This window comes from Alteromonas sp. DY56-G5 (assembly GCF_041414725.1).
GTDB lineage: Bacteria > Pseudomonadota > Gammaproteobacteria > Enterobacterales > Alteromonadaceae > Alteromonas > Alteromonas macleodii.
In genome coordinates this window covers 1-25,942 of record NZ_JANHZQ010000006.1, presented here as the reverse complement: position 1 = coordinate 25,942, position 25,942 = coordinate 1, and the positions used below count along the sequence as shown (strand labels likewise).

The following is a 25,942-nucleotide window of genomic DNA, read 5'->3' as shown; positions in this document are numbered from 1 at the left end:
TAATCGTATAATTAGCTCTATAACTACAGAGTAAGAACAACCTGATGCCATCTGATCAATCTCTACCCAATATTGTTATTCTTACCGGTGCGGGGATTTCCGCTGAATCTGGATTAAAGACATTTCGGGATAATGACGGCCTTTGGGAAAATCATCGCGTAGAAGAGGTGGCCACCCCAGAGGCTTTTGAACAAAATCCTAGCTTAGTTTATCGCTTTTACAACGCTCGACGTGCGCAGTTACAGCAAGACGACGTGAATCCTAATGCAGCGCATGAGGCGCTGGCCAAACTTGAGAAAGCGTTCGGTAGCAACCTGATGTTGGTTACTCAAAATGTGGATGACTTGCATGAGCGCGGTGGAAACCAGTCTGTTTACCATATGCATGGCAAGCTGCTATCGGCGCGCTGCGCTATAACCCAGCAAACTTTTGACTGGAGTGATAGTTTTGATCACACCACTAAATGCCCGTGTTGCAACAGAGTAACCTTACGACCGGATATCGTGTGGTTTGGTGAAATGCCCATGTACATGGAAGAGATTTACGATGCGCTTTCAAAGGCTGATGTGTTTATTGCTATTGGCACATCAGGTAATGTCTATCCTGCCGCGGGTTTTGTTCAGATCGCTAAAGAAAGCGGCGCACACACCATAGAGGCAAATTTGGAGCCGGGCGTAACTAATGCATTGTTCGATGAATCGCTAACAGGCCCTGCTTCTCACATCGTCCCACAATGGGTTGATCAATTAATGTCAAAGTACGCGCTGTAGGAGGCGCATAACATGCAGTATATGAATGAGTTTCTTACCATTGCGTTGGTACACCTTGTGGCTGTTGCTAGCCCAGGGCCAGATTTTGCGGTGGTTGTTCGAAACAGCGTGGCCTATGGCAGACGTATCGCCATGTACACCAGTATAGGGATTGGCTTAGCTATATTACTGCATGTGGCTTACTCGTTAGTGGGGCTTAGTGTGGTTATTGCAACTACTCCATGGTTATTCACCACATTTAGCTATGCCGCCGCAGCTTATTTACTGTACCTTGCGTTTGGTGCGCTTAGAAGCGGGCCTGTAAAGCAGGACCAGGCAGTTAACGCTGAAAAGAAAACATCCCACATATCTGCAAAGCGCGCAGTTTGGATGGGCTTTCTCACAAATGGACTAAACCCAAAAGCAACGCTATTTTTCCTCTCGTTGTTTACTGCAATTATTAGTATTGATACCCCATTTACAGTGAAACTTGGCTACGGTATCTACTTAGCTATAGCTACTGGACTGTGGTTCTGTTTTCTTTCATACCTTTTGAGCACCAGTAAAGTAGCTGAGCTTATTGGTAAAAAAGGGTATTGGTTAGACCGTGCGATGGGGGTGCTACTCGTTGGTTTAGCTGCGAAATTAGTACTAGGTTAACGTTTGTTTACCTTACAAACAGGCATTTGTTTTTGTGAGTTGGTATAATCGCGCCGATTTTTCAAAAAGATAAGAGAGTTGTGTGAAAGACGTAAACCAAGACCGCCTGAACAATACGTTGTCTAAACAGTATCAATTTGATACCAAAGGTCTATTGCGCCGCGCTGCCGGTTTAACAAAGGCAAACTTTTCATCATTGCTGCAGGGAAGTGTTGTTCTATTTTTGACGTTTGTCGTGTTAGGTGTATTTGCTCAGCAGTACATCACAATAAATGACGATGGAACCTACGTATTCGAGCATCAGTCTATCATAGAAATTGGTGCAATCTGCATCGTTGCCCCGCTGTTGACGGGGTTGTATATGATGGGCGTTTTTGTTGCCCGCGGCACTAAAACTTCAGTATTTACCGTATTCCAGTTTTTCCCCTTGATATTTTTGCTGGCGCTAACTCAGCTAGTAAACAGTATTCTTGTTCAACTAGGTATGATGTTGCTTATTATACCCGGCGTTTATTTTTATTTAGCATCGTCCTTTTCACTTATGTTGGTTGCTGACAGAAAGTTAACGCCAATTAGCGCGATCATCCTGTCGTGTCGCGTATTTAATGCATACTGGGCTCAAATTGCCAGCATATTTGGTGTGTTCTTTTTACTTTTTGTGTCGGTGCCATTAACGTTGGGCTTTTCACTTATTTGGGTATTACCTTTTTATTTTAGTATGATGGGCTTGCTCTATCAGGAACTGATTGGCGAGCAGGGAGTAAGCACGGAAGCATCTGAAAACGATGTGAATGAGTCTAGCTTCGATGCATAAGCGTGAAACCTTTAAAATTGTTCTTATTACGTTAGGCGTATTAGCGGTAATCGTCATTAACGCCATAATTTTTACTGAGGACGAACCGGATATTTTAGATATACCGCAAACGGTTGAAGCTAAAAAGCCGGTGCCTAACTTCTCTGCCTATACAGATGTAAAAGAGAAGAAAGAGGCGTTTTTTAACTATTTACGCCCCGAAATAGAGAAGCAGAATGCGTATCTACTCACGCTTAGACATTACGTACAAACCTTATACAGAAAGGCGTTAGCTAACGAAACGCTCTCTGAAGAAGATATGGCAAGGCTTGAATGGTTAGAAGAGGAATATCGAGTTAAGCCAACGCAGCCGCTAAAATCAAAATTGCTAGCTTTGCTACAAAAGATTGATGTTCTACCAGCCGAACTCGTGCTCGTGCAAGCCGCGAATGAGTCAGCTTGGGGCACCAGCCGGTTCGCAAGAAAGGGCTATAACTTCTTTGGCTTGTGGTGTTTCTCTAAGGGGTGTGGCTTTGTTCCGAACCGTCGAAACGATGGGGCATCTCATGAAGTTGCCAAATTCGACAGTTTGTCGCGTGCAACGTACACCTATATGCGAAATTTAAACCGCCACGACGCGTATGCGGATTTAAGAGAGATCCGCAGCCGACTGCGTGCAAACCAAATTCCTATTACTGGTGTTGCGTTAGCTGAAGGGCTAATGAATTACTCTGAGCGAGGAGCCGCTTATGTTGAAGAGCTTCAAACTATGATCCTATTTAACGAGGAGTTTTTATCCGAATGATACGCGCTGCTTTATTTTTTGCTTCATCTCTGTTTATTGGTGTAGGCAGTTCTTCCGTTGCTGCTGAAACGATAGATGTTGAGTACAGCCGTTTCTATAGCCATGTTAAAAAGCTGGATAATGAAGATACCCAAGCGCTTCAGTTTGCATTCGGGTTTGTTCGTGTTGGCGAAGGGCGTTTATGTGAAGTTAACGGAGCGTCTATCGTAACCGATAAGAAAACAATGCCCTTAGAAGTGAGTGATGAAGGACGATTCACGGTGCCTACCGAAAAGGCCCTGAAACTTGCCAACGCTCTGGTTCGCATCGATTTAAACGAACGCGCGAACGTGTGTGATATGTCGGTACAACTTGAAACCAAACCAGAATATCTTAAGCAGTATTACACAAAAGACGACCTTACGTTTTTGTATGGTCAGTACGAAGCTTTCTTTAATGAAATGGGAAGCTTCTTGTCTTTCATGATGCCCTCGGTAAAGGGCTTGATGATTCAGTTTGATGACAAGAATTTAGATTTCATTACACCACAAGGTGTGCAAATTAATAACGGCGTGTTGCATCTAGAACAAGATTGGATCAACGACGCAAAAGGCTTAACACTGCCTCATGCGCCGCTACGTGTTACCGCTATGGCTTCAAGCTAGATGCATATTTGGGATTAGGTAAGAAGCTGATACCTAATTTGCTCTGCTAACCGCGCGATGGTCTCTTCGCCCTTCGCGCATAGCTCTTCGGCTCTGTGGAATTCCATAATACCCACGTCGGTAAGCTGAGGCTCAATAAGAATGTCTGGCGGATCGCCAGCTAAACGTGAACGTGTGACGCGAGCTTGAAGTATCTCAAGTGAACTGCTCATCACGCTCATAATTCCAGGCGGGTTTCGCTTGTTCACTTTAGCGGGGACTTCGGTCAACTCTTCTTCCACTTTTTCAATCACATCAGAAGCAATGCCTTCTTCAGTCTTTACATTGCCAGCCGAGACGCTGTCTTTTTCGTCTTTTTTCTCTAGGGCTTTTTCTTCTTTGTTGTCAGGGGAGAACCATTGGCGTAGTACGTTTTGACTCTTTGTAAAAAAGTCCTCAGTTTTGCGCTGGTTTTCTTCATGATCTTGTCTCAACTTTTCAAGACGAAGTGGTCGGAAATCGGCGTTAAGGTTAACCGCGATTACAAAATCGGCCCCTAATTGGCGACATAAGTTCACCGGTACAGGGTTTACAACGGCACCGTCTACCAACCAACGATCACCGTGTGCTACAGGCGCAAAAAGTGCGGGAATAGCGCAGGATGCTTGAATGGTGTCTCCGATAGGACCAGAGTTAAACACCACTTCACGGCCGGTATAAAGGTCGGTAGCTACAGCCGCAAACGGCTTAAGCATGTCTTCATAAGTCGATTCACAAAACTCGCTTGCTAGCTTGTCGAAAACCTTCTGTCCGCTTGCAATACCGCCGCGTCTAAGTCCTACGCCCATAAGAGCAAGTACCTGCCAGTCGCTGAGGGAACAGGCCCACTCTTTCAAGCCTTCCAGCTTGCCACTTGCGTAGGCAGCACCAACATAGGCACCAATAGAGCATCCCGCAACAACGTCAATTTTTACGCCGAGTTTTTCTAATGCTTCAATTATGCCAATGTGAGTCCAGCCCCTTGCGGCACCGGCACCTAGCGCAAGTCCAATTTTCATTTACTTAGGTTCCATAATGTTTATTACTTCAATAGCATTATCTTCATAACTGAAGTCCGTACTATTTTCTGTAGTGAAAGAAGGTTCATCGAACCCGATATCACCGTCTTCAACCGGGCCTTCTTGTGTAGCTATAGCTTTAAAATCATAAAGGTTGCTGTCGATTAAGTGTGAAGGCGCTACGTTTTGAAGCGCGCGGAACATCGACTCTATACGACCTGGGAAGCGACGGTTCCAGTCTTGAAGCATAGCCTTTATGTTTTGGCGCTGTAGGTTTTCTTGTGAGCCACAAAGGTTACAAGGAATAATCGGAAATTCAGTGGCCTGAGAATATTTCTCGATGTCTTTTTCTGTGCAGTACGCCAATGGACGAATAACGATGTGTTCACCGTTATCGCTGACTAGCTTTGGCGGCATAGACTTAAGCTTGCCACCATGAAACATATTGAGGAAAAACGTTTCTAGCATGTCGTCGCGGTGATGACCTAATGCAATTTTAGTCGCACCTAACTCTTTTGCCGTGCGGTACAGAATACCACGGCGCAAGCGAGAACAGAGAGAGCATGTTGTCTTTCCCTCTGGAATTTTGTCTTTAACAATAGAGTAGGTGTCTTCTTCTACAATTTTGTAGTCAACGCCAATGCTTTCTAGATATTCAGGCAAGATATGTTCGGGGAAACCAGGCTGCTTTTGGTCAAGATTAACCGCAACGATATCAAAATGAATAGGCGCAATCTTCTTTAAAAACAATAAAATATCTAGCATGGTGTAGCTGTCTTTACCGCCAGATAAACACACCATTACTTTGTCGTTGTTTTCAATCATACCGAAATCGCCAATGGCTTTACCCACATTGCGGCGAAGTCGTTTCTGAAGTTTGTTGAAGTTGTACTTTTGCTTACTTTGCGCAGCATTTAATGGCGACGCGTCAGCACTGTTTGTGCCTAAACTCATAATTAACTAGCTTGGTTTGTGATAAAGCCACCATTATACATTAAAGCGGCTTTTCGAGACCATGCTTGTGAAGTTAAATTTGTTGGTGACATACCGCGTTGGCCGCTAAGTAACGGCAAACACGGGCTATGTGGTACTGATAAAAAGACTACACCGACAACGGCGACACAAATCCATCTGGCTTAATAGCAAGCACATCGCAATTGAGTTCGTCGATCACGTGTTCTGCAGTGTTACCAATTAGGGCCGCTGAAATGCCCACACGGCCAACGGTACCAATAACAACCAGCTCTGCATCCAGTGTTTTTGCCACTTGCGGGATAACTTTTTCCGGAAGGCCTTCTCTTACTACGCATTTGTTCTCAGGAATACCGTACTTTAATGCGTGACTACGCATTTCCTTTAAATGATGATTTTTTACCGCGTCGTGATAGGTATCGGGGTCGAACTCAGGCACTTCTATGGCGATATTAAGTGGTGTAGAAGGGTAACTGTTGACCAAATTTACGCTACCTTTCAATAAAGAGGCGTAGTCGTTAGCAATGAGGGTGAGCTTATCGTTAAGTGCGGCATGCTCATCGTCTTCACTGCCTACGTTTACTGCAGCAATAATCTCTCCTCCTTCTGGCCAGTCGTGCTCTTTAACGAGCAATACTGGGCGAGGGCATTTACGCATTAAATGCCAGTCGGTGGGGGTGAAAATAACAGAAGCAAGATCGTCGTGCTTTTTGGTTGCCTTTACCACTAAATCTATCTGATTGTTTAGGGTGTAGTAAATAATCGACTCATACGCACGATTATTCCATTCTACAACGATATCAGTTTCAGTGAATCCTTGTTCTCTTAAGTGGGTGGCAAGCCATTTTGCATGCTCCTTTGTAACTGCATCGCGCATTGACTCGCGCTCATCCGGGCTAAGCATGGTCGTCATATCATAAGATAAGTCGTATACCACCATCATGGCGGTAACTGAAGCACCTGTTTTTGAAGCGAGTTCATAAGCTCGGCTTAGTGCAGGTTGGTTATCGCGCTCGGCATCTACCACGGCCAGAATTCGTTTACACTCAATCATAACGTCCCCCTAACTACGAAACTTAGTAGCGGCTGTCGAAATCGAAGCTTTCTAATACTAACTATAAACGACATTGGGAAAAACGTAAGTTGTTTTAGATCAAGAATTTTACGAGGCGACCATGAGTGAACCCACCGAATTGAATATGGAGCAACCGGCGTGGCGCTGAAAGGGTAGATAGGTGGCTAACACAGGTTACAAAAAAGCGCGCTTAGTGCGTAATGCCGATCAGTTAAGAATATTTTCCTGATCGGTTGACCGATCGTTTTAAGACTTCAAAATCCGATATCAGTCTCTGGTATCGGATTTTTTTTATGTCTTTGCTTACAAACCTCGATGATACATTTGCTCATGCAGAAGATTTGAATGCTATTAATAAACTGATGTCTTTAATTGACCCTGAGCTTCTTCAGCAAGCTTATGCTTTATCGGGGGTAGCGACCGTCAGACGTCGCCGCTTACCTTTGGATTCGGTCGTATTTACTATTGTTGGTATGAGTCTGTTTCGTAGTGATCCGGTCTGGGATATCGCGAATAAACTGGATATCTCGTTACCTGGTAAAAACAGGTTTGTTGCTCCCAGCGCAGTGGTGCAGGCCCGGCAGCGACTGGGCGAAGAAGCTGTCGGTCATGTCTTTAAGCTGATGGCACAGCGGGCATTTGGTGAGTATGCCTTTGAACAGTGGTGTGGTTTAAATGTACTGGCGGTTGATGGTGTGATGTTCCGTGCCCAGGATACCACTGAGAACCTTGCCGCATTCGGATGTGACCGGAATGTGATGGGCGATAACCCGTACCCGCAGGTACGCATGTGTAGTCTGATGGAAACGTCTAGCCACCTTCTTTTGGCCAGTGAATTTGACGGCCGTGATGTCGGAGAGATGTCTCTTGCAGAGCGGCTTATTCCTTCAGTCCCTGATAACTCTCTAACCCTCTTCGACAGAGGATATTACTCGCTGGGATTACTGCACCTGTGGATGACCAAAGGTGTTAATACGCACTGGATGCTGCCCGCCCGTAAAGATTTACAGTACATAGTGAAACATCAACTAAGAGAACATGATGCTGTAGTCACCCTCAAGACCTCGCCTCAGGCGCGGAAGAAGTTTGATGGTTTACCTGAAACCATCGAAGCGAGACTGACCAGCTACGAAGTAAACGGAAAGACCTACCGCGTGCTTAGTTCAATGGTCGATGCTATGCAGTTCCCCTACGAAGAGATTGCCGATGTGTACGTTCAACGCTGGGAAATAGAACTGGGCTTCAGGGAAATGAAACAGACGTTACATCAGGCAAAGCTGACGCTTCGCAGCAAGAAATCTGAGATGGTGCGTCAGGAACTGTGGGGACTATTACTCGCCTACAATCTGATTAGAGTGATGATGCTTGATGCCGTAAAAGATATGCCGGAGCTATCTCCCTCACGGCTTAGCTTCGGTCTATGCATGAGGCATATCATCGTTTTCTTCCTGACCACCATCCCAGACACAGTGACCAAACTGCCCGTCCACTATGAATACCTGATGGAATCGTTGAGGATGATGAAGTTACCTGACAAACGACCTGACAGGTATTATCCACGAGTTGTGAGGAAAAGACCGACTAAATACCCCACAAAGAAAAAAGCCAGTCAGCTTAACTGACTAGCATTACGCTTAGTGCGCGCCTTATTTAACACTTAAAAAGGACTAACCGCAGACAACGCTAGGGCCGTTAAGCGCCGCTAGTTTGGTGTTTAGCCTATCGAAATCCAAAATAGTAATAAGCTTGCCGTCTACTTTTATGATGTTGTCTTTTTGAAAACGGCTTAACAGACGACTAATCGTTTCAATCGTTAATCCTAAATAGTTTCCAATTTCGTTGCGCGTCATGGTTAAGTGGAATTCTCTATGGGAAAAGCCACGCTCTTCAAAGCGTTGCGACAGGTGTGAGATGAAATACAGTAAGCGCTCTTCTGCAGTTCGCTTGTTTAAAAGCATGATCATGTCGTGATCTTGTTTTATTTCAGCGCTCATGAAACTCATGATCTGGTGGCGTAGCTTTGGAAATTGCACTGACATTTCGTCGAGGGTCTCGTAGGGAAGCTCACACACCATGGCAGTTTCTAACGCAGAAGTATAGCTTTGGTGCTTGTTCTCTCTTAATGCATCGAAACCGATAATGTCACCAGGAAAGTGGAAGCCGGTAATCTGTTCTTCACCTTCGGTATTAGTCACAAATGATTTGAATGAACCGGTTCTCACTGCAAATAGAGAACGGAATTTATCACCAGTTTGAATCAGCGTGTCACCTTTATGAAGCGGCTTCTTGCGTTCAATAATATCGTCAAGAGACTCGATTTCTGTTTTGTTTAACGCCACCGGTAAACATAAGTGACTGAAACTACAGTTTTGACAGTGAATAGAAAATTGGCTTCCTTTGCTCATAATGCACGCTCTCTAAAAGAATACCCGACAATAATACACCCATTTTTAAACGATTGCGCTATGAATAAGATAAGCTGCATATATTGCCATTATTACTGCAATAATTTGTCTAAAATGGTTATGTTGAAAACTTTGAACAATATATTGGCTACCAGCGCTTGCGGCGAGTAAGGTGGGTAATGTACCCAAACCGAAGAAGAACATAATAGCTGCGCCTTCTAGCGCATTACCCGCTGCGAGAGACCAGGTAAGTGTGGAATACACCAAACCGCAAGGAAGCCAACCCCAAATAAAACCATAAGGCAATGCACTTAAAGGGGTCTTAAATGGCAAAAAGCGTTTTGAAAGCGGCTGGACTTTGGAAAATAGGCCTTTACCAGCATTTTCCAGCACCGTTAAGCCAGTCCACCACTTACCCAAATAACACGCCAGTAGAAGCAACATGATTCCGCTAAGTAGGGAAAGGGCATAGTTGGCAAGAGGTATATAATCTGCTGCAATTTTTCCAATTGCCCCGGTTATTGCTCCGGCGATGGTGTAGCTCACCATACGTCCCATGTTATAGGCAAGGGTATAGGGTAGTGCTGAAGCGCCTTTAGGCGATACCATCCTTAGCGCAGCGACGATTCCACCGCACATTCCCACACAGTGAACTCCGCCGGCTAAGCCGATAAGAAAGGCAGAGAAGTAGTTAATCCCTTCCATGTGGCGCTTGGCTTTTGTCTACTTTACTGTCTTGAAGTTGCTTGCGTTGCTCAGCTAGCTTTTTTTCTTCTGGCGGAAGATCATCGTCAAACAGTATGCTATACCCTTGGCGATCTAAATCTTCAAATTGATTGGTTTTCACCGCCCAAAAGAATATCACGATAGCGACGGCAACAATGATGATGGCGATTGGAATTAATACGTAAATAATACTCATGCTATTTGCTCAAGAGTCGCGTTGAGTTTGTGACCACAATGATACTGCTTAACGACATACCAACAACAGCCATCCACGGTGAAAGTAGGCCTGATACGACGAAAGGTAAGATCAAAACGTTGTAACCTACCGACCAGCCAATATTTTGCCTTATTTTTTGCTTCACTTGGTGCGCAGTTCGAATAAGTTCTGGTACAGAAAGCAGCTGATCGCCAAGCAGTATCACGTCGGCGGCAGTTTTAGCCACGTCTGTGGCATTACCCACTGCAATTGCCACATCAGCGCTGGCAAGAACTGGAGCGTCGTTAATACCGTCACCCATCATCATTACTTTCGCGCCAGATTGCTGCATAGCTTGAACGGCTTCGTACTTTTGCTCAGGTGTTAGGCCACCTTTAGCGGTCGAAATTGGCAATGGTGCGGTAAGCGCATTAACGTTTTGCTGTGTATCACCACTTAAAACGGCGAGAGTATGGCTTGCAGCTAATATATCGAGAGTTTCTTGCGTATCTTCTCTTAGTGAATCCTTTACTTCATACGCCGCCATAATACGCCCCTTAACCGTGAGAAACACGTTAGCTGAAGGGAACGCTTCAATGAGTTTTAGCTGTGATTCGTGAACGCTGAATGCTACAGATCCCATAGAAAACAACGTGTCATTGATCTCACCGCTGATACCACCTCCTGGCGTAACGGTAAAATTAGTCACTTTGTGTACCGTGTTATCGATAGCGTCAGCACTGCCGCTAGAGGCAGAAATCTCGCTTAGGGCTACACCGTCGCTAAAGGCTATATCGTCGCTAAAGGCTTTGGCAATCGGATGTTCAGAGCGTGACTCCAAAGCGCGGGCAATTGATAGCGCACTATTACTATCCACACCGTCAGCGTACCAGGCATTTGAAATAGTAAATTTGCCTTTTGTGAGCGTGCCGGTTTTGTCTAATGCGATGGTGTCAATGTCAGTAATTTGTTCAAGCGCATCGGCGCGTTTTAGTAAAATACCTTGTCTGTTTAATTTTGCCATAGCGCAGGTTAACGCTGATGGCGTAGCCAACCCTAATGCGCAAGGGCAGGTTGCAACCAGCACCGATATGGTGATCCAAAATGCCTCGTCGCTACCCTGATACGCCCAAAAGCCATAGGTTAACGCCGAAATCAGCAATACCGCGGTAACGAAATAGCGAGAAAAATTATCGGCTATCTGCGCTGCTTTAGGTTTACTCGCCATGGCACTTGCTTGCAGTCGTACAATTTGATTTACCAGCGCATTTTTAAGGGTCTGCGTAACCGTAATGGTTAGCGTACCATCTTGACAAACCGTGCCGCCGTATACCGGGCTACTGTTCGACTTACGCACGGGGTTAAACTCGCCGGTAAGCATAGATTCGTCAACCGCTGCGTTGCCGTCGGTTACCACCCCATCAATGGGGACTGTTTCACCAGGCTTAACCAGCACCACATCGTCAATTCTTAACTGCTTTGCCAGACACTCGGTTAGGCTGCCATCCGGCAGTAATTTGGTGGCTGAAACGGGTACATACTGCATCATATTGGCAGAGATCTGTGCGGCGCGATGACGGCTACGATGTTCTAAAAAGCGGCTGAGTAACAGCAGGAAAATGAACATACAAATAGATTCAAAATACACTTCGCCTTGCTCTAATACTGTAGAGCGAATTCCAGCAATGTAAGTACCGAATATGGCGAGCGTAACGGGTACATCCATATTAACCGTTCTTGCGCTTAGCGCATTGGCGGCGCCCACATAAAAAGTGCTGCCTGAATACAGCACCACAGGTGTAGTAAGCGTAAGGGCAACCCAGTAAAAATACTGTCGGGTTTCTAATTCAATAGCGCCAAACCAGTCAAAATACAGCCCCGTCATCAGCATCATCACCTGCATGGTCATAATGCCTGCTAGGCCAAGCTTTTTCAGAAAAGTCTTTTGTTCGCGTTTATAACTGGCTTCGTGTTCGTCGGGGTGAAATGGCGACCCAACATAACCAATGCGTTTTAGTGTAGAAAGAATCTGACTAAGCTTGATTTGAAAAGGTGACCAAGTAACTAAAGCGCGGCGCTCTTGGACGTTTACCGCGACTTGCTTTATCCCTTCTACTTTTGACAACTGCTTTTCGATAAGCCATCCACACGCAGCGCACGTGATACCTTCAAGGGTTAATTGAATCTGCTTATCTTGCCCCTCATCAAAAACGAATTCTTCTTGAAGAGCAGGGTCGTCATACACTTTGAGCTTGTCGAGTGTCTCTAGAATGCCATCGTCTGATTTTTGCGCTGGTTCGGTTCTAAACTGGTAATAGTCTTCAAGACCGTTGGTTACGATGGCTTCGGCCACGGCTAAACATCCAGGGCAACACATGTCGCGTTGCTGCCCTAATATCACGGTAGTAAATTTTCCATCGTCTGAGCCCGCAATAGGCAAGCCGCAATGGTAACAGTCGTGCTTGGCCATTATGGATTGAATTTCATTTTGCCAGAGTGGGGCAGATAGATGGTATTTTGTATTTTCCAGCTATCATCAATAGGGGTTAGCGATACGCGCCATTTACCATCAAGATCTTCTTCGACAAAACCGCGATAAATACCGTTAGCGTCGCGGCTTAATAAAACGCTGACATCACGCTCTTCAAGCGTTACGTGATAAAAGCTTAGTTTAACCGCATTACCTTCTTGTGGAATACCTGAATGAAACTCTAGCGCTATGCTGCCATCTTCAATGGTTAAATCGGTAGTGATATTCTTGCGGCGGGCTATGGCCTCTTTGTCCAGACGGGCATTGATCGCTTTTCCTTCCTTGTAGTAGTCGTCCACCACCAGGCTATCTTCGGTGCTAATAGCAAGGTTTAACAACACGCCACCCATGATGAGTGTAATGATAGGTACGGCAATTAAAAACCAGGGCCAGAACTCTTTATACCAGGGTCTATTCATCGAAATCTTTCTCGTATTTACTTCACTAACAACATATTTATTTTTACTTCCCCAACTACACGTAAAGCCGGCAAATAATGATAAATATAGTGTTGGCGAGACATGTTAAAAGTGTACAAAGAATGTTCGCATGGCACTCTCTATACCGCTGTATTTTCTCATAAAAAAAGCCCCGTAGTAACGAGGCTTTTTAAGATATTTAATGATTTAAATCATTAATCATTTGAAAGGCTGTATACATACGCTGCAACAACATGAATTTTGTCATCACCCAAGGTTTTCTTGAATGAAGGCATTACACCGTTACGACCGTAAGTAAGCGTTTCTGTTACCGCTCTGTGGCTGCCGCCGTATAGCCAGATATTGTCAGTAAGGTTTGGTGCACCAAGTGCTTGGTTACCTTTACCGTCCATACCGTGACAAGCCGCACACGCTGCGAAACGAGCTTTACCTGCTTCTGCAAGCTGAGGGTCCACATCGCGACCGCTTAAACTAAGTACGTAGTTAACCACTTCTTCGATACCGTCTTCACCCATGGCATCTAGCCATGCTGGCATAGCCGCTTTACGACCAAGCGTAAGAGTTTCAACGATTTTTGCACCTGAACCACCGTACAACCAGTCGTTGTCCGTTAGGTTAGGGAAGCCGCCATTTTGACCTCGTGCATCAGAACCGTGACACTGAGAGCAATTTTGTAGGAACAAACGCTGACCTACTTTATTTGCTTCTGGGTCTTTAGCCAGTTCTTCAACAGGAACTTGTGCATACGCTTCGAAGATCGGATCGAACTTCTCGGCAGCGAAATCTAGTTCACGGTCATATTCTACTAGGTAGCCTTGCTCTTTAGCATCAATACGCGCCTGAGCTGACTCTTCTAGCGATTGAATATTTTGGTTAGAGCTCTTCCAACCCAAAATACCTTCAAACGCACCTAAGCCAGGATAAAGCGCTAGGTATAAAAAGCCCCAAACGATGGTCATGTAGAACATAATTGTCCACCAGCGAGGAAGTTGATTGTTCAACTCCTCAATACCATCGAATTTGTGGCCCATTGACTCACCTTCAGCTACGCCAGTCTTGTTAGAAAGGCACCAGCGTAAAAGGAAGTAGCAACCAATGATTAACCCTAGAGTTATCACTGAAATCCAAATTGTCCAAAACATACTCATGAGTTCGAGACTCCTGCTAATCTTCTTTTGATTTTTCTTTTTCTTCGTCTGCAAACACTAGGTTTGCCGCTTCATCGAATTTTTTCTTGTTGCGGCTGCTAAATGCCCACCACACAACACCGATGAAGCTTACAAAGACGATGACAGTAAAAATGCTGCCTACAATTCCCTGGTCCATATTATTTCAAATGTGTGCCAAGAGATTGTAGATAAGCAATAAGGGCTTGCATTTCCGTTTTACCCTGTACTGCCGCTTTCGCGCCCGCGATATCTTCGTCGGTATACGGAACGCCAAATCCACGGAATACTTCCATTTTTTTAGCTGTAAACTCACCATCAAGCGTGTTTTCCGCAAGCCAAGGAAAGCCTGGCATGTTCGACTCTGGTACTACGTTGCGAGGATTAAGCAGGTGAACTCGGTGCCATTCGTCGCTGTAACGACCACCAACACGTGCTAGATCAGGACCAGTACGCTTAGAACCCCAAAGGAAGGGGTGCTCCCATACTGATTCGCCAGCAACGCTGTAGTGACCATAACGCTCTGTTTCGGCGCGGAATGGACGGATCATCTGGCTGTGACAACCTACACAACCTTCACGGATGTAGATGTCACGACCTTCAAGCTCAAGCGCGGTATATGGACGTAGGCCTGTTACTGGCTCCATTACTTGCTGCTGAAACATCAACGGCGTAATTTGAACCATGGCACCGAAGCTGATAGCGATAAGGATTAATACCGTTAACAGACCGACGTTCTTTTCAATTAACTCATGTGCGTTTTTCATTATTCGTCTCCTTTACTACGCCGGCTGAGTCGCTGGGTCTGCAGCGATACTGCCTTTAGGTGCACGAACGGTTTTCCATGTGTTGTATGCCATAACAAGCATACCTGCTACCACGAAACAACCACCAATGAAACGAACCACATAGAAAGGCTTAGACGCTTCTAATGACTCAACAAAGCTATAGGTTAACGTACCGTCAGCATTTACTGCACGCCACATTAGACCCTGTAGTACACCAGACATCCACATTGCTACGATGTATAGAACAACACCGATAGTTGCGAACCAGAAGTGTACGTTAACTAGCTTGGTGCTATACATAGCGCGCTGACCGAATAGCACTGGAATTAAGTGGTAAATTGAACCAATTGAAACCATTGCAACCCAACCTAGAGCACCAGAGTGTACGTGACCAATTGTCCAGTCAGTGTAGTGAGACAGTGCATTAACGGTCTTGATTGCCATCATTGGGCCTTCGAAGGTAGACATACCGTAGAAAGACAATGAAACAATAAGGAAACGCAATACTGGGTCGGTGCGAAGTTTATGCCACGCGCCAGATAGCGTCATAATACCGTTAATCATACCACCCCAAGATGGAACGAATAGGATAATAGACATCACCATACCTAGTGACTGAGTCCAGTCTGGTAGGGCAGTGTAGTGAAGGTGGTGAGGACCAGCCCAGATATACAGAGAGATAAGTGCCCAGAAGTGAACAATTGAAAGTCTGTATGAATAAACCGGGCGACCAGCCTGCTTAGGTACGAAGTAGTACATCATACCAAGGAAGCCCGCAGTTAGGAAAAAGCCTACCGCGTTATGGCCGTACCACCACTGCATCATAGCGTCTACTGCACCTGCATACAGTGAATACGATTTAGTGAAAGATACCGGAATAGCCATGCTGTTACCAATATGAAGAATTGCAACAGTTAACATGAACGCGCCTAAGAACCAGTTTGCAACATAAATGTGCGAAACTTTACGGATTACTAGGGTTCCGAAGAAGTTAATGATATAAGCGACCCAAACCAGTGCCAAAAGGATATCAATTGGCCATTCTAGTTCAGCGTATTCTTTTGAGCTGGTTAAACCCATAGGCAGGGTGATAACAGCTAAAACGATAACGGCTTGCCAACCCCAAAAGGTAAATGCGGCAAGTTTGTCACTGAACAGTCTTACCTGGCAGGTACGCTGAACGATGTAGTACGACGTTGCAAATAGCGCACAGCCGCCGAAGGCAAAAATAACGGCGTTAGTGTGCAACGGACGCAAACGTGAGAATGTTAGCCATGGTGTGTCAAAGTTAAGCATAGGTGCAAATAACTGCGCGGCAATAAATACCCCTAGGCCCATACCAATGATACCCCAGACTATGGTCATGATGGTAAATTGCCTAACTACTTTATAATTGTAGTCAGGTTGTGCTTGGCTTATTTCACTCATTTTAATGAATCTTCCACTTCAAATGAACTATGGTCTCCAACTGCCGGAATAGTACGGTCGAGACGTGTATCAGCTAAGGAATAACGCTTCACACCGAGCTCGGAAAGAGTAATAATTATTGTCTCCAAGCCAGTTGGTACGCGGATGATAAGGTTTTTAATTACAAAAAGATACCATAAACTACCTAAGCTTGATCTCCGTCAATGAAGAAATACACAAAATTTAAGAAATGCTAAATAACGATAACAATAAACGATCAAAAATTTTACATTCCCAGCTTCCATTAGTGGCTATTATTGTTGTAGCCGTGTGTGTATACCTTGCACATAAATTCCAGTCATCGGTGTTAAAAGACACGAGCGTAGTTAATGGAATAGGAAACAGCTGCAACTTTGTCAATGAAACTTGCGAATTCTTAATTGATGACAGGTTAGCAATTGCCATTTTTTCAGCCATGCCTGAAGCTGAAGAGTCAGTAACGGTTAAGCTCTTAGTTCCTGAGGGAGAGGAAATAGAGAGTGCATGGATTGAAGGGGTAAACATGTATATGGGCAAAATTCCCGTGCTGTTAGATAACGATGGTCAAGGAAAGTGGTCAGGTTGGTTTATGTTAGGCAGTTGTAGTGAGCCAGTTATGAAATGGCAGCTACGTCTAAATATTAAAGATAAAGAAAGCCCCAGCTATTTGTATTTTGTTACACAGCAGTAACTGTTTTAAAAGCAATAAGACTCTCCTTAAAGAAAGGGGAGTAAACAAACCAAAAAAGGCCGCTCTTTATATAAGAGCGGCCTTTTATTAATTACCTGTAAATTGTAGCGTGAACGCTATTTTTTACATTTGAGACTGAAGGTAGTTTTGAATACCTAGTCGCTTAATAAGGCCAAGCTGCTGCTCTAGCCAGTGTGCGTGATCCATCTCTGTATCGTCTAGCAGTACAATTAGCATGTCGCGAGTTACATAGTCTTTCTCGGTTTCACAAAGCGCAATAACTTCACGTAACTTTGCATCAACTTCATATTCAACACGTAAATCGCTTTCTAGCATCTCAGGTACATCTTTACCCACTTTGAAGCCTGTGCGCTTCGTCATGTCAGGCGTACCTTCTAAAAACAGCATGCGTTCAATTAGCTTAGTTGCATGTCCACGCTCGTCATCAAATTCATGATCGATGCGTTCGTAAAGCTTATTCAAACCCCAATCAAGATACATCTGAGAGTGAATGAAATACTGATCCATGGCGGCCAACTCATAAGAGAGTAGTTCGTTTAAGCCATTGATGATTGCTTGGTTACCTTTCATTAGTCATCTCCCATTACTTGCGCTTGTAGGTAGTTCTCTATACCCATAGCATCAATTTGGTATTCTTGCGTTTCAATCCAGTCTAGGTGCTCTTCTTCATATTCAAGAAGGTCTTCAAGCAAATCACGAGAAACATAATCCTGCTTTTCTTCACACAGCGCAATAGCTTCACGAAGTAGTGGAAGCTGTTCCTTTTGAAAACGCGCATCACATGACAGCATTTCAACGGTATCTTCACCGATATAAAGCTTGCCTAACGCTTGAAGATTAGGAAGGCCCTCAAGAAACAGAATGCGCTCGATAATATCGTCCGCTTGCTTCATGTCCTTGATAGACTTTTTGTAATTTTTTTCGTTAAGTTCAGAAAAACCCCAGTTTTTGAACATACGAGCGTGCAGAAAGTATTGATTTATCGAAGTAAGTTCACTTGTCAGTACTTCGTTCAATTTTGCAACAACTTGTTTATCACCTTGCATTGTGTAAACCCTATTAACGTATTTGCGTGAAGTTTAGTCTAAATTTGACTGTATGTCAAAAAACCTTTATAAAACAGTTGTTTACAAACGATAACGTTTCTCAATTCATCCATTGTTCGCATTTAGAACAGCATTACTGTTGTGAATGCGCATAAGCAAGACTTTCTTCGGCAAAACCAAGCCCTGCTTCGGTAAAGAAGTTGAAGACTTTATCTACACCGTTTTCTAATAAATGTGATACTTCATCCTCATAGCGTGCAATGGCTGCAACTTTTCCAACATAGCCCGCGTTCTTAAGCTGACGTGTGATGTTTATTGAGTCCTGGATAGAAGGCAGAGCAAGCAAAACAAGCTGAATCTGTTTGATATCTAAATTATCCCACAAATCGACGTCTTCACCGTCGCCGCATATTACGTTTAAGCCTTCGTCTGATAACTCTTTTACTTTTACTCGGTCGGCGTCCATTCCCCATACGCTCACATCACTTAATTTAGATAACGCATTGAAGGCACCGCGACCAACTCGTCCCATCCCCAACACTAAAAACTCCGCGTTGTGGAGAGTAGGATAAATGTCTTCTTTTAAGCGCTCGTTTTTCTCAAAACGTTTAATGGTGTGTTTATGATTGTGATATTGAGAATGAGAATTGCGATAGAGCACGCTGGTAATAACGAATGAAATAGATACGGCTAAAGCAATCACCACTAACCAAGAGTTTGCCAATAAACCTAATGAAACGGCTAGTGCGCCAACAATAAGCCCAAATTCACTGTAATTTGAAAGCACCAAGCTGCTCAAGTAAGCCGTGCGACCGCGAAGGCGAAGTGACGTAAATAAGCCGAAAAAGAGTGCTGCTTTTAACGGTATAAATAAGCAGAACACGATAGCTAGGACAATCATACTAAGATCGGGAAGGGCGGTAAGACCGATAGTAAGGAAGAAGCCGATTAAGAAGAGATCCTTAAAACTAAGCAGCGACTTCGCTAGCTCCGAAGCCTTTTCATGTTGCGCTAACATGATTCCAAAGATTAGTGCCCCAAGATCGCCTTTAATGTTAACCAGCTCAAACAAGTGATAGCCACCTAAGGCGAGGATAAAGCCAGTAAGCGGAAGCAGTTCACCGTGGCCCGACTTATTAATCATTTTGTTTATGATTGGCATTGCTGGGAATAAGGCCAACAAGGCAAGCGCCCACACAGAGGGGAGCTTTCCAGTTGCTGCAACAAGGAAGATAACAGCAAAAACGTCTTGCATGACCAAAATGCCAATGGAAAGGCGGCCGTGGCGGGTTTTACTTTCGCCACTTTCTTCTAATACTTTAACCACGCACACTGTGCTACTGAAACTAAGGGCAAAAGCGATAAGCGCAGCGCTTTTCCATGTAAGCCCATCAACGAAATTTGCTGCAACCGCACCTATCGCATAGACGCAACAGGTAATAACGCCCATCCATACTAAGGTATGTGAAACGCTTCCCGCCCAAACTTCTCGACGACTCAAATCGCGGATGTTGAGTTTAAGACCGATGGTGAAAAGCATAATGGTGATGCCCAAGTTGGCTATTTGGGTTAAATCTTCAGTAAGCGTGTAGCCTGCAAAATTTAATAAAAAGCCAGCTACCAAGTAGCCAACTAAAGGAGGAATGCCAATAAGTTTAACCGTTAAGCCGCAAACAAATGCGAAAAGAAGAAATGCATACTCCATGAATTACCTTTCAGAAAATGTTGAACGTAAAATCCGTTACCTTTGTATAGGTCACATCATCTATTAACCAGTGATAGCTACAAATCGCCCAGTCAACTCGCTAATTGAAAGGTTTTAGACTAGCATGCAATGGCTTGTTTTCGCAGCTAAAAAAGCATTGTAATTGTATATTTTGGTAACGCGTAACCCAATTGAGCTAGAAACCGGATTAGCATATTTAACCTTTAAATCAGTCATTTACCGCTAAAGTAAATCTAGTTCCCGATTTTAGGTGTATTGAACAGAGTTATAGGCATATTATTTTGTTTAGATATGACTAAAAATAAAGAAGGACTTTGAATGCGTTTAACAATTCTAACTGTGCTAACCCTGCTGGTCGCTTTCAACGTGGTGATTGGCGTATTGTGGGCGCCCGTGTGGTGGTTTTTACTTTTATCAGTCACGCTACTCATTTTTGGTCTATACGATGCCTTCCAAACAAAACATGCCATTTTAAAGAACTTTCCATTAATTGGCAGAGTACGATGGACAGTCGAGGGACTAAGGCCCTACATCCAGCAATACATCATAGAAAATGATACTGGCGGAGCACCTATTTCCCGCATGTTTCGTTCAATTGTTTATCAACGTGCGAAAAACAGTAGAGAAACTGTTCCCTTCGGTACTCAGCTAGATACGTATAAAGATGGCTATGAGTGGATTGGCCATTCTTTATCTGCTCGCGAAGTGGAAGACATGGATGAGGATCCCCGAGTGACGGTAGGTGGCCCTCATTGCAAAAAGCCGTATCGTGCAAGCATACTTAACATAAGCGCAATGAGCTTTGGAAGCTTGTCAAAAAATGCCATTTTGGCGCTAAATAAAGGTGCTGCAAAAGGCGGATTTTACCATAACACAGGTGAGGGTGGTTTAACCCCATATCACCTCGAAAACGGTGGCGATATCGTTTGGCAAATTGGTACGGGATACTTTGGTTGTAGAAGTAAAGATGGCGGTTTTGACCCTGTTCTTTTTGAAGAAAAAGCCAAACTCGACAATGTAAAAATGATAGAAATAAAGCTAAGCCAGGGCGCTAAGCCTGGACATGGTGGTATTTTACCTGCGTATAAAAACACCCCTGAAATAGCTAAAATAAGAGGTGTTGAGCCTGGAACTCAAGTTGATTCTCCCCCTAGACATAAAGCGTTTGCAACGCCTTTAGAAATGGTTGATTTTATTAGTCAGTTACGCAAGTTAAGTGGCTATAAACCAGTGGGTATTAAGCTGGCGCTGGGTAGAAAAAGTGAGTTCATTGCCATGTGCAAAGCCATGGTAGAGAAGGACGTAACGCCAGATTTTATAACGGTAGACGGGGGCGAAGGAGGTACTGGCGCCGCACCGCTTGAGTACACAAACTCTATAGGATTTCCTCTGCGTGAAGCCTTGGCGTTTGTTGACGATTGTCTCACTGGTTTTGGTATTCGCGACAAAATTAAAATTATTGCTTCTGGAAAAATCATTACCGCTTTTCAGTTAGCGAAAAATCTAAGTTTAGGCGCCGATCTATGTAACAGTGCCCGAGGAATGATGTTGGCACTTGGATGTGTTCAGTCGCTGTCATGCAATACGAATAAATGTCCGACCGGTGTAGCAACGCAAGACCCTAAGCTTGCCAAGGGCTTAAACGTTGAAGACAAGTACGAGCGCGTGTACCGCTTTCACAAAAAAACTATTCATGCGCTGATGGATATCTTGTCTTCTACAGGACATGTGAGAACTAGCGAACTAAATCGTACCCATATATTTAGGCGGGTAGATCAGTGTCATATTGCGCGTTACGACGAAATTTTCCCGTTAGTTAAAACAGGAAGTTTTTTAACCGACGACTTTCCCGATAGATTTAAATTACACTTAAAAGAAGCAAATGCTGAAAGCTTTATGCCTTGTAGTTTATTGGCAGAAATAGAGAAAGAAACGAAAGCTGTATCTTAGAAACGGCTAAGCCATGACTCCTAATCAAATACCGATTGTGGAGTCACGCTTTTCGTTTTTTAATGCCTAAACTGCGAGTTAATCTTTAGATTGCTCGCTTGGAATACGCAGTTGATAGAGGCGGTAATCACTAGTCCTGTAGGGTGTTACTTTATATTTAGGCTGAAGATACGCCACTAAATCTATTAGTTCAGAAACGGTTAGCTCGTCGTTTACAACTCGCATTAATGACACACCGTCTTCGCTGGTGAAACTGGCAGGCTGTCGAGGAGTAAGTTTGTGTGACGGGTTAATAATACTTGTCACCAACTCTGCATAAGTTTTAATTCTTCCGCTGCTGCCTCCTAACGGAATAGGCTTTGCGACTAGGTATTGCGCATTGTCGGACTCTTTTTCTCCTGCGATTCTGTGGCAGTCTTGGCACTGATACTTTTTAAATACCAAATAGCCTTTTTCCATATTGCCTTCGGGCAAGCTAAAGCCGCGAGGTGACTGCGCGCCCTGGTCACAGGCGAAAAGGAGAAGCGTTGCTATAACAACTATTGCCGTTTTCATACTTATTTCCCTCTTTCTTTTACGGTAAAGATACGTAAAGTTCGTTAGAACTAATGTGCATACACTGATTATGAATGAGGCTGCAGACTAATCATTGACCTAGCGCAAAGAATAATTATTTGTATAGCACTACTATTTAACGGAATTAGTTAACGGTATGGTAGAAAAGCACTGTTACCAAACAAAAATTGAGGACAGCCACAATGCAAGGTTACGAAACAATTTTAGTACCTATAGATATTTATTCTGACTACGAATTAGTGGTGGAGAAAGCCATTGCTATAGCGGGCAATAGTCACAAAATTCACCTCCTGTATGTTGCTTATCCACAAACCAATGTAGAGCCTTACGGACTATTTTTAGAACGGGATTTTTCAGAGGAAGTAAGAGAGCAGGCATTAAGGCAATTAAAAGACGTTGCCGCAAAACATGATATACCTTACAGCCACATCAATGTAGAGATAGGTTCTCCTGCTGATGAGATTCACCATATGGCCGAAAAGATTAATGCAGATCTCATTGTTGTCGGCACTCATGGGCAGAGCGGTCTTCGTTTGTTACTTGGGTCAACGGCCAATGCAGTACTACATGGTGTTAAAACAGACGTGCTAGCTGTGAAAGTATAAGTTAATGCGGCGATTAGCGTCGAAAATGCCTTAAGTATTCATGATAAATATCTTCGCCGTCATGTAGATGTAACGAAGGTCAGTTACGTTTTGTAAGGCTGTAACTAATCTTAAAATTACTTATCATGATAACGAAACGGACAGGTATTTTACGCGTACTCTATGCCACTTACTATTCACTTAAGGGGCTTCGAGCAGCCTTTTTAAGTGAAGCTGCGGTCAGACAAGAAATTTTCGCAATATTGATAATGACACCTGTAGCGTTTTTCATCGACGTTACGCATGTAGAACGTATATTGCTGGTGATATCTTTACTGATAGTGCTTATCACTGAGCTACTCAACACCGCTATTGAGAAACTCTGTGATCATGTCAGCACAGACATCCATTTATTAATAGGGCGTGCTAAAGATATCGGCTCGGCAGCAGTGTTCATTAGCTTAATGATGGCCGGCTTTACGTGGATTAGCATTCTTTGGTAGTGCAATTTGCGATTATAGGCGGAAAGAAAGCCCTAATTTATAGGGCTTTGATTTTCTGGTCACAACATTCTGATACTAAGGTTCTAATTGTGCTATCTAAGTTTTTAATGTGCGAATAATGCAGTGAAGTTTCACCACCGTTATTGATATCTTTTATCGTAAAAACAACATCATCGCCTCGTGAAGTCACGCAGATTCTCATGTAATCATCAGATTGAGCTAATGGCACGTGGAGATATAACGGCTCATTGTTTGAGTTTAAATAATCTAATGCTGCTTCTTTTGACTTGAAAGGGTCTTGCTTCTCGGGTTGGACATTCCATGACGACGAGGGAACCACCATTTCCGCGAGTAATTTTCCATGCTTTGTATCAATACCGCTACTCATATATCACTCCTTTTACTTGAATGTTTGCCAACTTAAAAAAACTATTCATTAATATAGGTTTAGGGCAAATTTACTTTTGATACGCGAGTAATACAGTTTCAGATTGGTAAAAGAATGAAGAGAGTAGGTGAGTTGGACGTTGTTATTGGTGTGATTGGTTACGCGTAACTTTTAATTGCCTAAGTAACTGTATTTGCGTGTTTTATCTTTTCCGTTTTGCCGACAATTTTGCCATTCCACCACGCTTTACGTTAGCCTGTTTTGTATAATGCCCAGGCATTTCCGGTGACTGCCAACCTCCAGCCAGTTGAAGCTCGGGTAAAGATGCGCCATCTTCGGCTAGAGAAACTGCACCACCAACACGACCGCTATGAGGGGTAATGTTTTCGCTAATACCTGCGCGTTGAGCAATGCGTTGCCAAATCCTGTAGACACTCGAATAGTTAAGTACATTTGCCTTATGGCTGGGAATGTTCTCATCGAATGGCAAAAGTGCTGTTTTATGGTTTGTTAGTCGTCTAAACAAAACGCCTTTGTGCAGGCCGCGTAAATCTGAAGAAAGGCGGGTTGCTTTAGTTTTTGGGTCAAGATTAGCTTCGTTAATATACTCTTGAACCATAGATATAGTGCTGGAAGAAACATAGCGATATTGACCTTGACCAGACTGGTCGCTTTTCGAAGAAACAACCAACAGGGTGTTATTACGCGCAGATATATCCTCGATGCAAACTCGAACTAATTCATCAGCGCGAAGTAATGCATCAAACATCAGGTTAATGATTGCAAGGTCGCGGAGCTCTAATAAAGAATCAGGAATAATTGCATTGTTTATTTGTTCAAGCATATCTATGGTAAGCGGAACCGCTTGTTTGTGAGACAATCGAAACTTTCTATTCTCTATAAGCGATAAACGGATAAAGTCTCTTAGATACGCAGATCTAATAATTGGGTTTGGCAATTTAGCCACGCCTAAAAATTTACTAAGGGCAGATAACCGACGCTTAATGGTTCTATAGGCTAGGGGAGAACGGCACAACGCTTCAACATATTGTTTAATGCAGATCTCATTGTGTTCGAAGTTGTTCTTAAAGCCTTTTAATCCAGCTTGCTTACAAAAAATTGCGAACTCATTGTAGTCACTAATGTATGCCCGTTGTGTGTTGTATGGAAGCTTGGTAAAAATATCTTGATAATAGCTTTCAACGTTTTTATCAGAAGATGAAAACTGACTTGTTGTTAGGTTGTCAGAACCTGACGTTTGCTGCTTACTACGAGAGTACTCGATACCAAAAGCTGGAACCGTCGCGCTACTTGAGTCTTGTGGCTGTGTGCTGCTATCACTGTTGCTGTTAACTAATTGAGTTGTGAGCAATGAGCTATTAGTTTTTGAGGGCATTGAGCAACCTGGTGAAGACATTATTGTGACTATTATGCTAGATTTAACATAACTTGATAAGCTATTGAAATATAACAATATTCACGCATGATAACTGTAATTATCATGCGTGAAGTTACGCACTAATCCATTCATCACTCCACAAACCGCTTTACTATTATAATCTCAAGTACAGTGCTACTCTATCATATTACTGTATATATAAACAGTCTGGGTGTTTCAATGCCGTCAATTGTTGGCCTATCTCGTAATTATTCCAAACCATATCGCTAGATAAGGCTTGTGGCCTGCTGAGAGAGTACGTTTTCAGTGTAATACAAATCGTGCGCTACATGAAATCTGCAAGGCAACACCCCGAATTCGCGCTCAGATTTCACGTAGCGACGCCTAAAAAATAAGCTGAAAAGTGATGCAAAAACACCCTAAGAGCTTATTTATTAAAGAAGTACTTCACATGATTTACTTCCAAAATGTTTGCTGGCTAATCGCAAATTTTTCAAAACCAAACGAGTTAAAAATAAACGTTACAAAAGCGGAATAGGCGATAACAACCTAGGGAAGATGCGAATAAGTCCTGAATGTGAGATCATAGCTGCATAGTAAATCACAGCCATTACCGCCCATGAGCC

Annotated in this window: 28 protein-coding genes; 10 read left to right on the top strand and 18 right to left on the bottom strand. The window is 43.7% G+C overall.

Going from position 1 to position 25,942, the window contains the following annotated elements; translation table 11 throughout:
* The first annotated feature begins 44 nt into the window (after positions 1-44).
* The 5 genes from cobB (at position 45) to NO989_RS04225 (ending at position 3,651) form a co-directional block, all read left to right on the top strand.
* On the top strand, positions 45-770 hold the full coding sequence (gene cobB / locus NO989_RS04245) for a Sir2 family NAD+-dependent deacetylase (RefSeq protein WP_371342073.1): 726 nt from the start codon (positions 45-47) through the stop codon (positions 768-770).
* 12 nt (positions 771-782) lie between these two features.
* On the top strand, positions 783-1,409 hold the full coding sequence (locus NO989_RS04240) for a LysE family translocator (RefSeq protein WP_014949603.1): 627 nt from the start codon (positions 783-785) through the stop codon (positions 1,407-1,409).
* Between the two features lie 82 nt (positions 1,410-1,491).
* Complete coding sequence (locus NO989_RS04235) at positions 1,492-2,223, top strand: stress protein (protein WP_371342072.1); 732 nt, start codon at positions 1,492-1,494, stop codon at positions 2,221-2,223.
* Positions 2,216-3,007 (top strand): glucosaminidase domain-containing protein, encoded by a 792-nt coding sequence (locus NO989_RS04230; protein WP_014949601.1) that lies wholly within the window; start codon positions 2,216-2,218, stop codon positions 3,005-3,007. The genes NO989_RS04235 and NO989_RS04230 overlap by 8 nt, the downstream gene beginning before the upstream one ends.
* Entirely contained in the window at positions 3,004-3,651 is a 648-nt protein-coding gene (locus NO989_RS04225) for a DUF2987 domain-containing protein (RefSeq protein WP_075177958.1), read from the top strand. The genes NO989_RS04230 and NO989_RS04225 overlap by 4 nt, the downstream gene beginning before the upstream one ends.
* 14 nt (positions 3,652-3,665) lie before the next feature.
* On the opposite strand, the gene NO989_RS04220 is transcribed toward NO989_RS04225, so the two are convergent.
* The 3 genes from NO989_RS04220 to uspE form a co-directional block, all read right to left on the bottom strand.
* Positions 3,666-4,688 carry a patatin-like phospholipase family protein gene (locus NO989_RS04220; RefSeq protein ID WP_014979378.1) on the bottom strand — a complete coding sequence of 341 codons (1,023 nt, stop codon included), beginning with the start codon at positions 4,686-4,688 and terminating at the stop codon, positions 3,666-3,668.
* Positions 4,689-5,642, bottom strand: a complete 954-nt coding sequence (ttcA, locus tag NO989_RS04215) for a tRNA 2-thiocytidine(32) synthetase TtcA (protein ID WP_371342071.1) — start codon at positions 5,640-5,642, stop codon at positions 4,689-4,691.
* 148 nt (positions 5,643-5,790) lie between these two features.
* A complete protein-coding gene (gene uspE / locus NO989_RS04210; protein ID WP_014949597.1) occupies positions 5,791-6,714 on the bottom strand; it encodes a universal stress protein UspE in 924 nt (307 codons plus the stop codon).
* 314 nt (positions 6,715-7,028) lie between these two features.
* On the opposite strand from uspE, the gene NO989_RS04205 reads away from it, so the two are divergent.
* Positions 7,029-8,357: an IS4 family transposase gene (locus tag NO989_RS04205; protein WP_061439181.1), complete on the top strand. Its 1,329-nt coding sequence runs from the start codon at positions 7,029-7,031 to the stop codon at positions 8,355-8,357.
* Positions 8,358-8,402: 45 nt separating this feature from the next.
* Here the strand turns inward: NO989_RS04205 and fnr are convergent, their stop codons facing one another.
* The 9 genes from fnr to ccoN form a co-directional block, all read right to left on the bottom strand.
* Positions 8,403-9,140, bottom strand: a complete 738-nt coding sequence (gene fnr / locus NO989_RS04200) for a fumarate/nitrate reduction transcriptional regulator Fnr (protein WP_014949596.1) — start codon at positions 9,138-9,140, stop codon at positions 8,403-8,405.
* 45 nt (positions 9,141-9,185) lie between these two features.
* Positions 9,186-9,845: a sulfite exporter TauE/SafE family protein gene (locus NO989_RS04195; protein WP_156086462.1), complete on the bottom strand. Its 660-nt coding sequence runs from the start codon at positions 9,843-9,845 to the stop codon at positions 9,186-9,188.
* Positions 9,832-10,062, bottom strand: a complete 231-nt coding sequence (gene ccoS / locus NO989_RS04190) for a cbb3-type cytochrome oxidase assembly protein CcoS (protein WP_014949594.1) — start codon at positions 10,060-10,062, stop codon at positions 9,832-9,834. Before ccoS ends, NO989_RS04195 begins: the two co-directional genes overlap by 14 nt.
* Position 10,063: 1 nt before the next feature.
* Positions 10,064-12,532 (bottom strand): heavy metal translocating P-type ATPase, encoded by a 2,469-nt coding sequence (locus NO989_RS04185; protein ID WP_371342070.1) that lies wholly within the window; start codon positions 12,530-12,532, stop codon positions 10,064-10,066.
* A complete protein-coding gene (locus NO989_RS04180) occupies positions 12,532-13,011 on the bottom strand; it encodes a FixH family protein (protein WP_156086460.1) in 480 nt (159 codons plus the stop codon). Before NO989_RS04180 ends, NO989_RS04185 begins: the two co-directional genes overlap by 1 nt.
* Positions 13,012-13,226: 215 nt before the next feature.
* Positions 13,227-14,180, bottom strand: coding sequence for a cytochrome-c oxidase, cbb3-type subunit III (gene ccoP / locus NO989_RS04175; protein ID WP_156086459.1), 954 nt, complete (start codon positions 14,178-14,180; stop codon positions 13,227-13,229).
* A gap of 16 nt (positions 14,181-14,196) precedes the next feature.
* Positions 14,197-14,358 carry a cbb3-type cytochrome c oxidase subunit 3 gene (locus NO989_RS04170; RefSeq protein WP_014949591.1) on the bottom strand — a complete coding sequence of 54 codons (162 nt, stop codon included), beginning with the start codon at positions 14,356-14,358 and terminating at the stop codon, positions 14,197-14,199.
* Position 14,359: 1 nt separating this feature from the next.
* Entirely contained in the window at positions 14,360-14,965 is a 606-nt protein-coding gene (ccoO, locus tag NO989_RS04165; RefSeq protein WP_371342069.1) for a cytochrome-c oxidase, cbb3-type subunit II, read from the bottom strand.
* Positions 14,966-14,980: 15 nt separating this feature from the next.
* Positions 14,981-16,414, bottom strand: coding sequence for a cytochrome-c oxidase, cbb3-type subunit I (gene ccoN / locus NO989_RS04160; protein WP_014949589.1), 1,434 nt, complete (start codon positions 16,412-16,414; stop codon positions 14,981-14,983).
* A 229-nt stretch (positions 16,415-16,643) separates the two neighbouring features.
* Here ccoN and NO989_RS04155 point away from each other — a divergent pair, with 229 nt between their 5' ends.
* Entirely contained in the window at positions 16,644-17,123 is a 480-nt protein-coding gene (locus NO989_RS04155; RefSeq protein ID WP_334037261.1) for a hypothetical protein, read from the top strand.
* Between the two features lie 123 nt (positions 17,124-17,246).
* Here NO989_RS04155 and bfr (NO989_RS04150) read toward each other — a convergent pair whose 3' ends face one another.
* From bfr (NO989_RS04150) to NO989_RS04140, 3 genes are all read right to left on the bottom strand, one after another.
* Positions 17,247-17,714 (bottom strand): bacterioferritin, encoded by a 468-nt coding sequence (gene bfr / locus NO989_RS04150; protein WP_014949587.1) that lies wholly within the window; start codon positions 17,712-17,714, stop codon positions 17,247-17,249.
* Complete coding sequence (gene bfr / locus NO989_RS04145; protein ID WP_025255320.1) at positions 17,714-18,190, bottom strand: bacterioferritin; 477 nt, start codon at positions 18,188-18,190, stop codon at positions 17,714-17,716. The genes bfr (NO989_RS04150) and bfr (NO989_RS04145) overlap by 1 nt, the downstream gene beginning before the upstream one ends.
* 133 nt (positions 18,191-18,323) lie before the next feature.
* Positions 18,324-19,895 (bottom strand): cation:proton antiporter, encoded by a 1,572-nt coding sequence (locus tag NO989_RS04140; protein WP_371342068.1) that lies wholly within the window; start codon positions 19,893-19,895, stop codon positions 18,324-18,326.
* Positions 19,896-20,234: 339 nt separating this feature from the next.
* On the opposite strand from NO989_RS04140, the gene NO989_RS04135 reads away from it, so the two are divergent.
* Entirely contained in the window at positions 20,235-21,866 is a 1,632-nt protein-coding gene (locus NO989_RS04135; protein WP_371342067.1) for an FMN-binding glutamate synthase family protein, read from the top strand.
* Positions 21,867-21,944: 78 nt separating this feature from the next.
* Here NO989_RS04135 and NO989_RS04130 read toward each other — a convergent pair whose 3' ends face one another.
* Positions 21,945-22,421: a c-type cytochrome gene (locus tag NO989_RS04130; RefSeq protein ID WP_014949583.1), complete on the bottom strand. Its 477-nt coding sequence runs from the start codon at positions 22,419-22,421 to the stop codon at positions 21,945-21,947.
* 203 nt (positions 22,422-22,624) lie between these two features.
* Here NO989_RS04130 and NO989_RS04125 point away from each other — a divergent pair, with 203 nt between their 5' ends.
* Positions 22,625-23,047, top strand: a complete 423-nt coding sequence (locus NO989_RS04125) for a universal stress protein (RefSeq protein ID WP_014949582.1) — start codon at positions 22,625-22,627, stop codon at positions 23,045-23,047.
* Between the two features lie 125 nt (positions 23,048-23,172).
* Entirely contained in the window at positions 23,173-23,529 is a 357-nt protein-coding gene (locus NO989_RS04120) for a diacylglycerol kinase (protein WP_014976618.1), read from the top strand.
* A 37-nt stretch (positions 23,530-23,566) separates the two neighbouring features.
* Here NO989_RS04120 and NO989_RS04115 read toward each other — a convergent pair whose 3' ends face one another.
* Together NO989_RS04115 and NO989_RS04110 are read right to left on the bottom strand one after the other, a co-directional pair.
* Entirely contained in the window at positions 23,567-23,917 is a 351-nt protein-coding gene (locus NO989_RS04115) for a hypothetical protein (protein ID WP_334037249.1), read from the bottom strand.
* A 202-nt stretch (positions 23,918-24,119) separates the two neighbouring features.
* Positions 24,120-25,313 (bottom strand): tyrosine-type recombinase/integrase, encoded by a 1,194-nt coding sequence (locus NO989_RS04110; protein WP_334037247.1) that lies wholly within the window; start codon positions 25,311-25,313, stop codon positions 24,120-24,122.
* Positions 25,314-25,942: the final 629 nt, after the last annotated feature.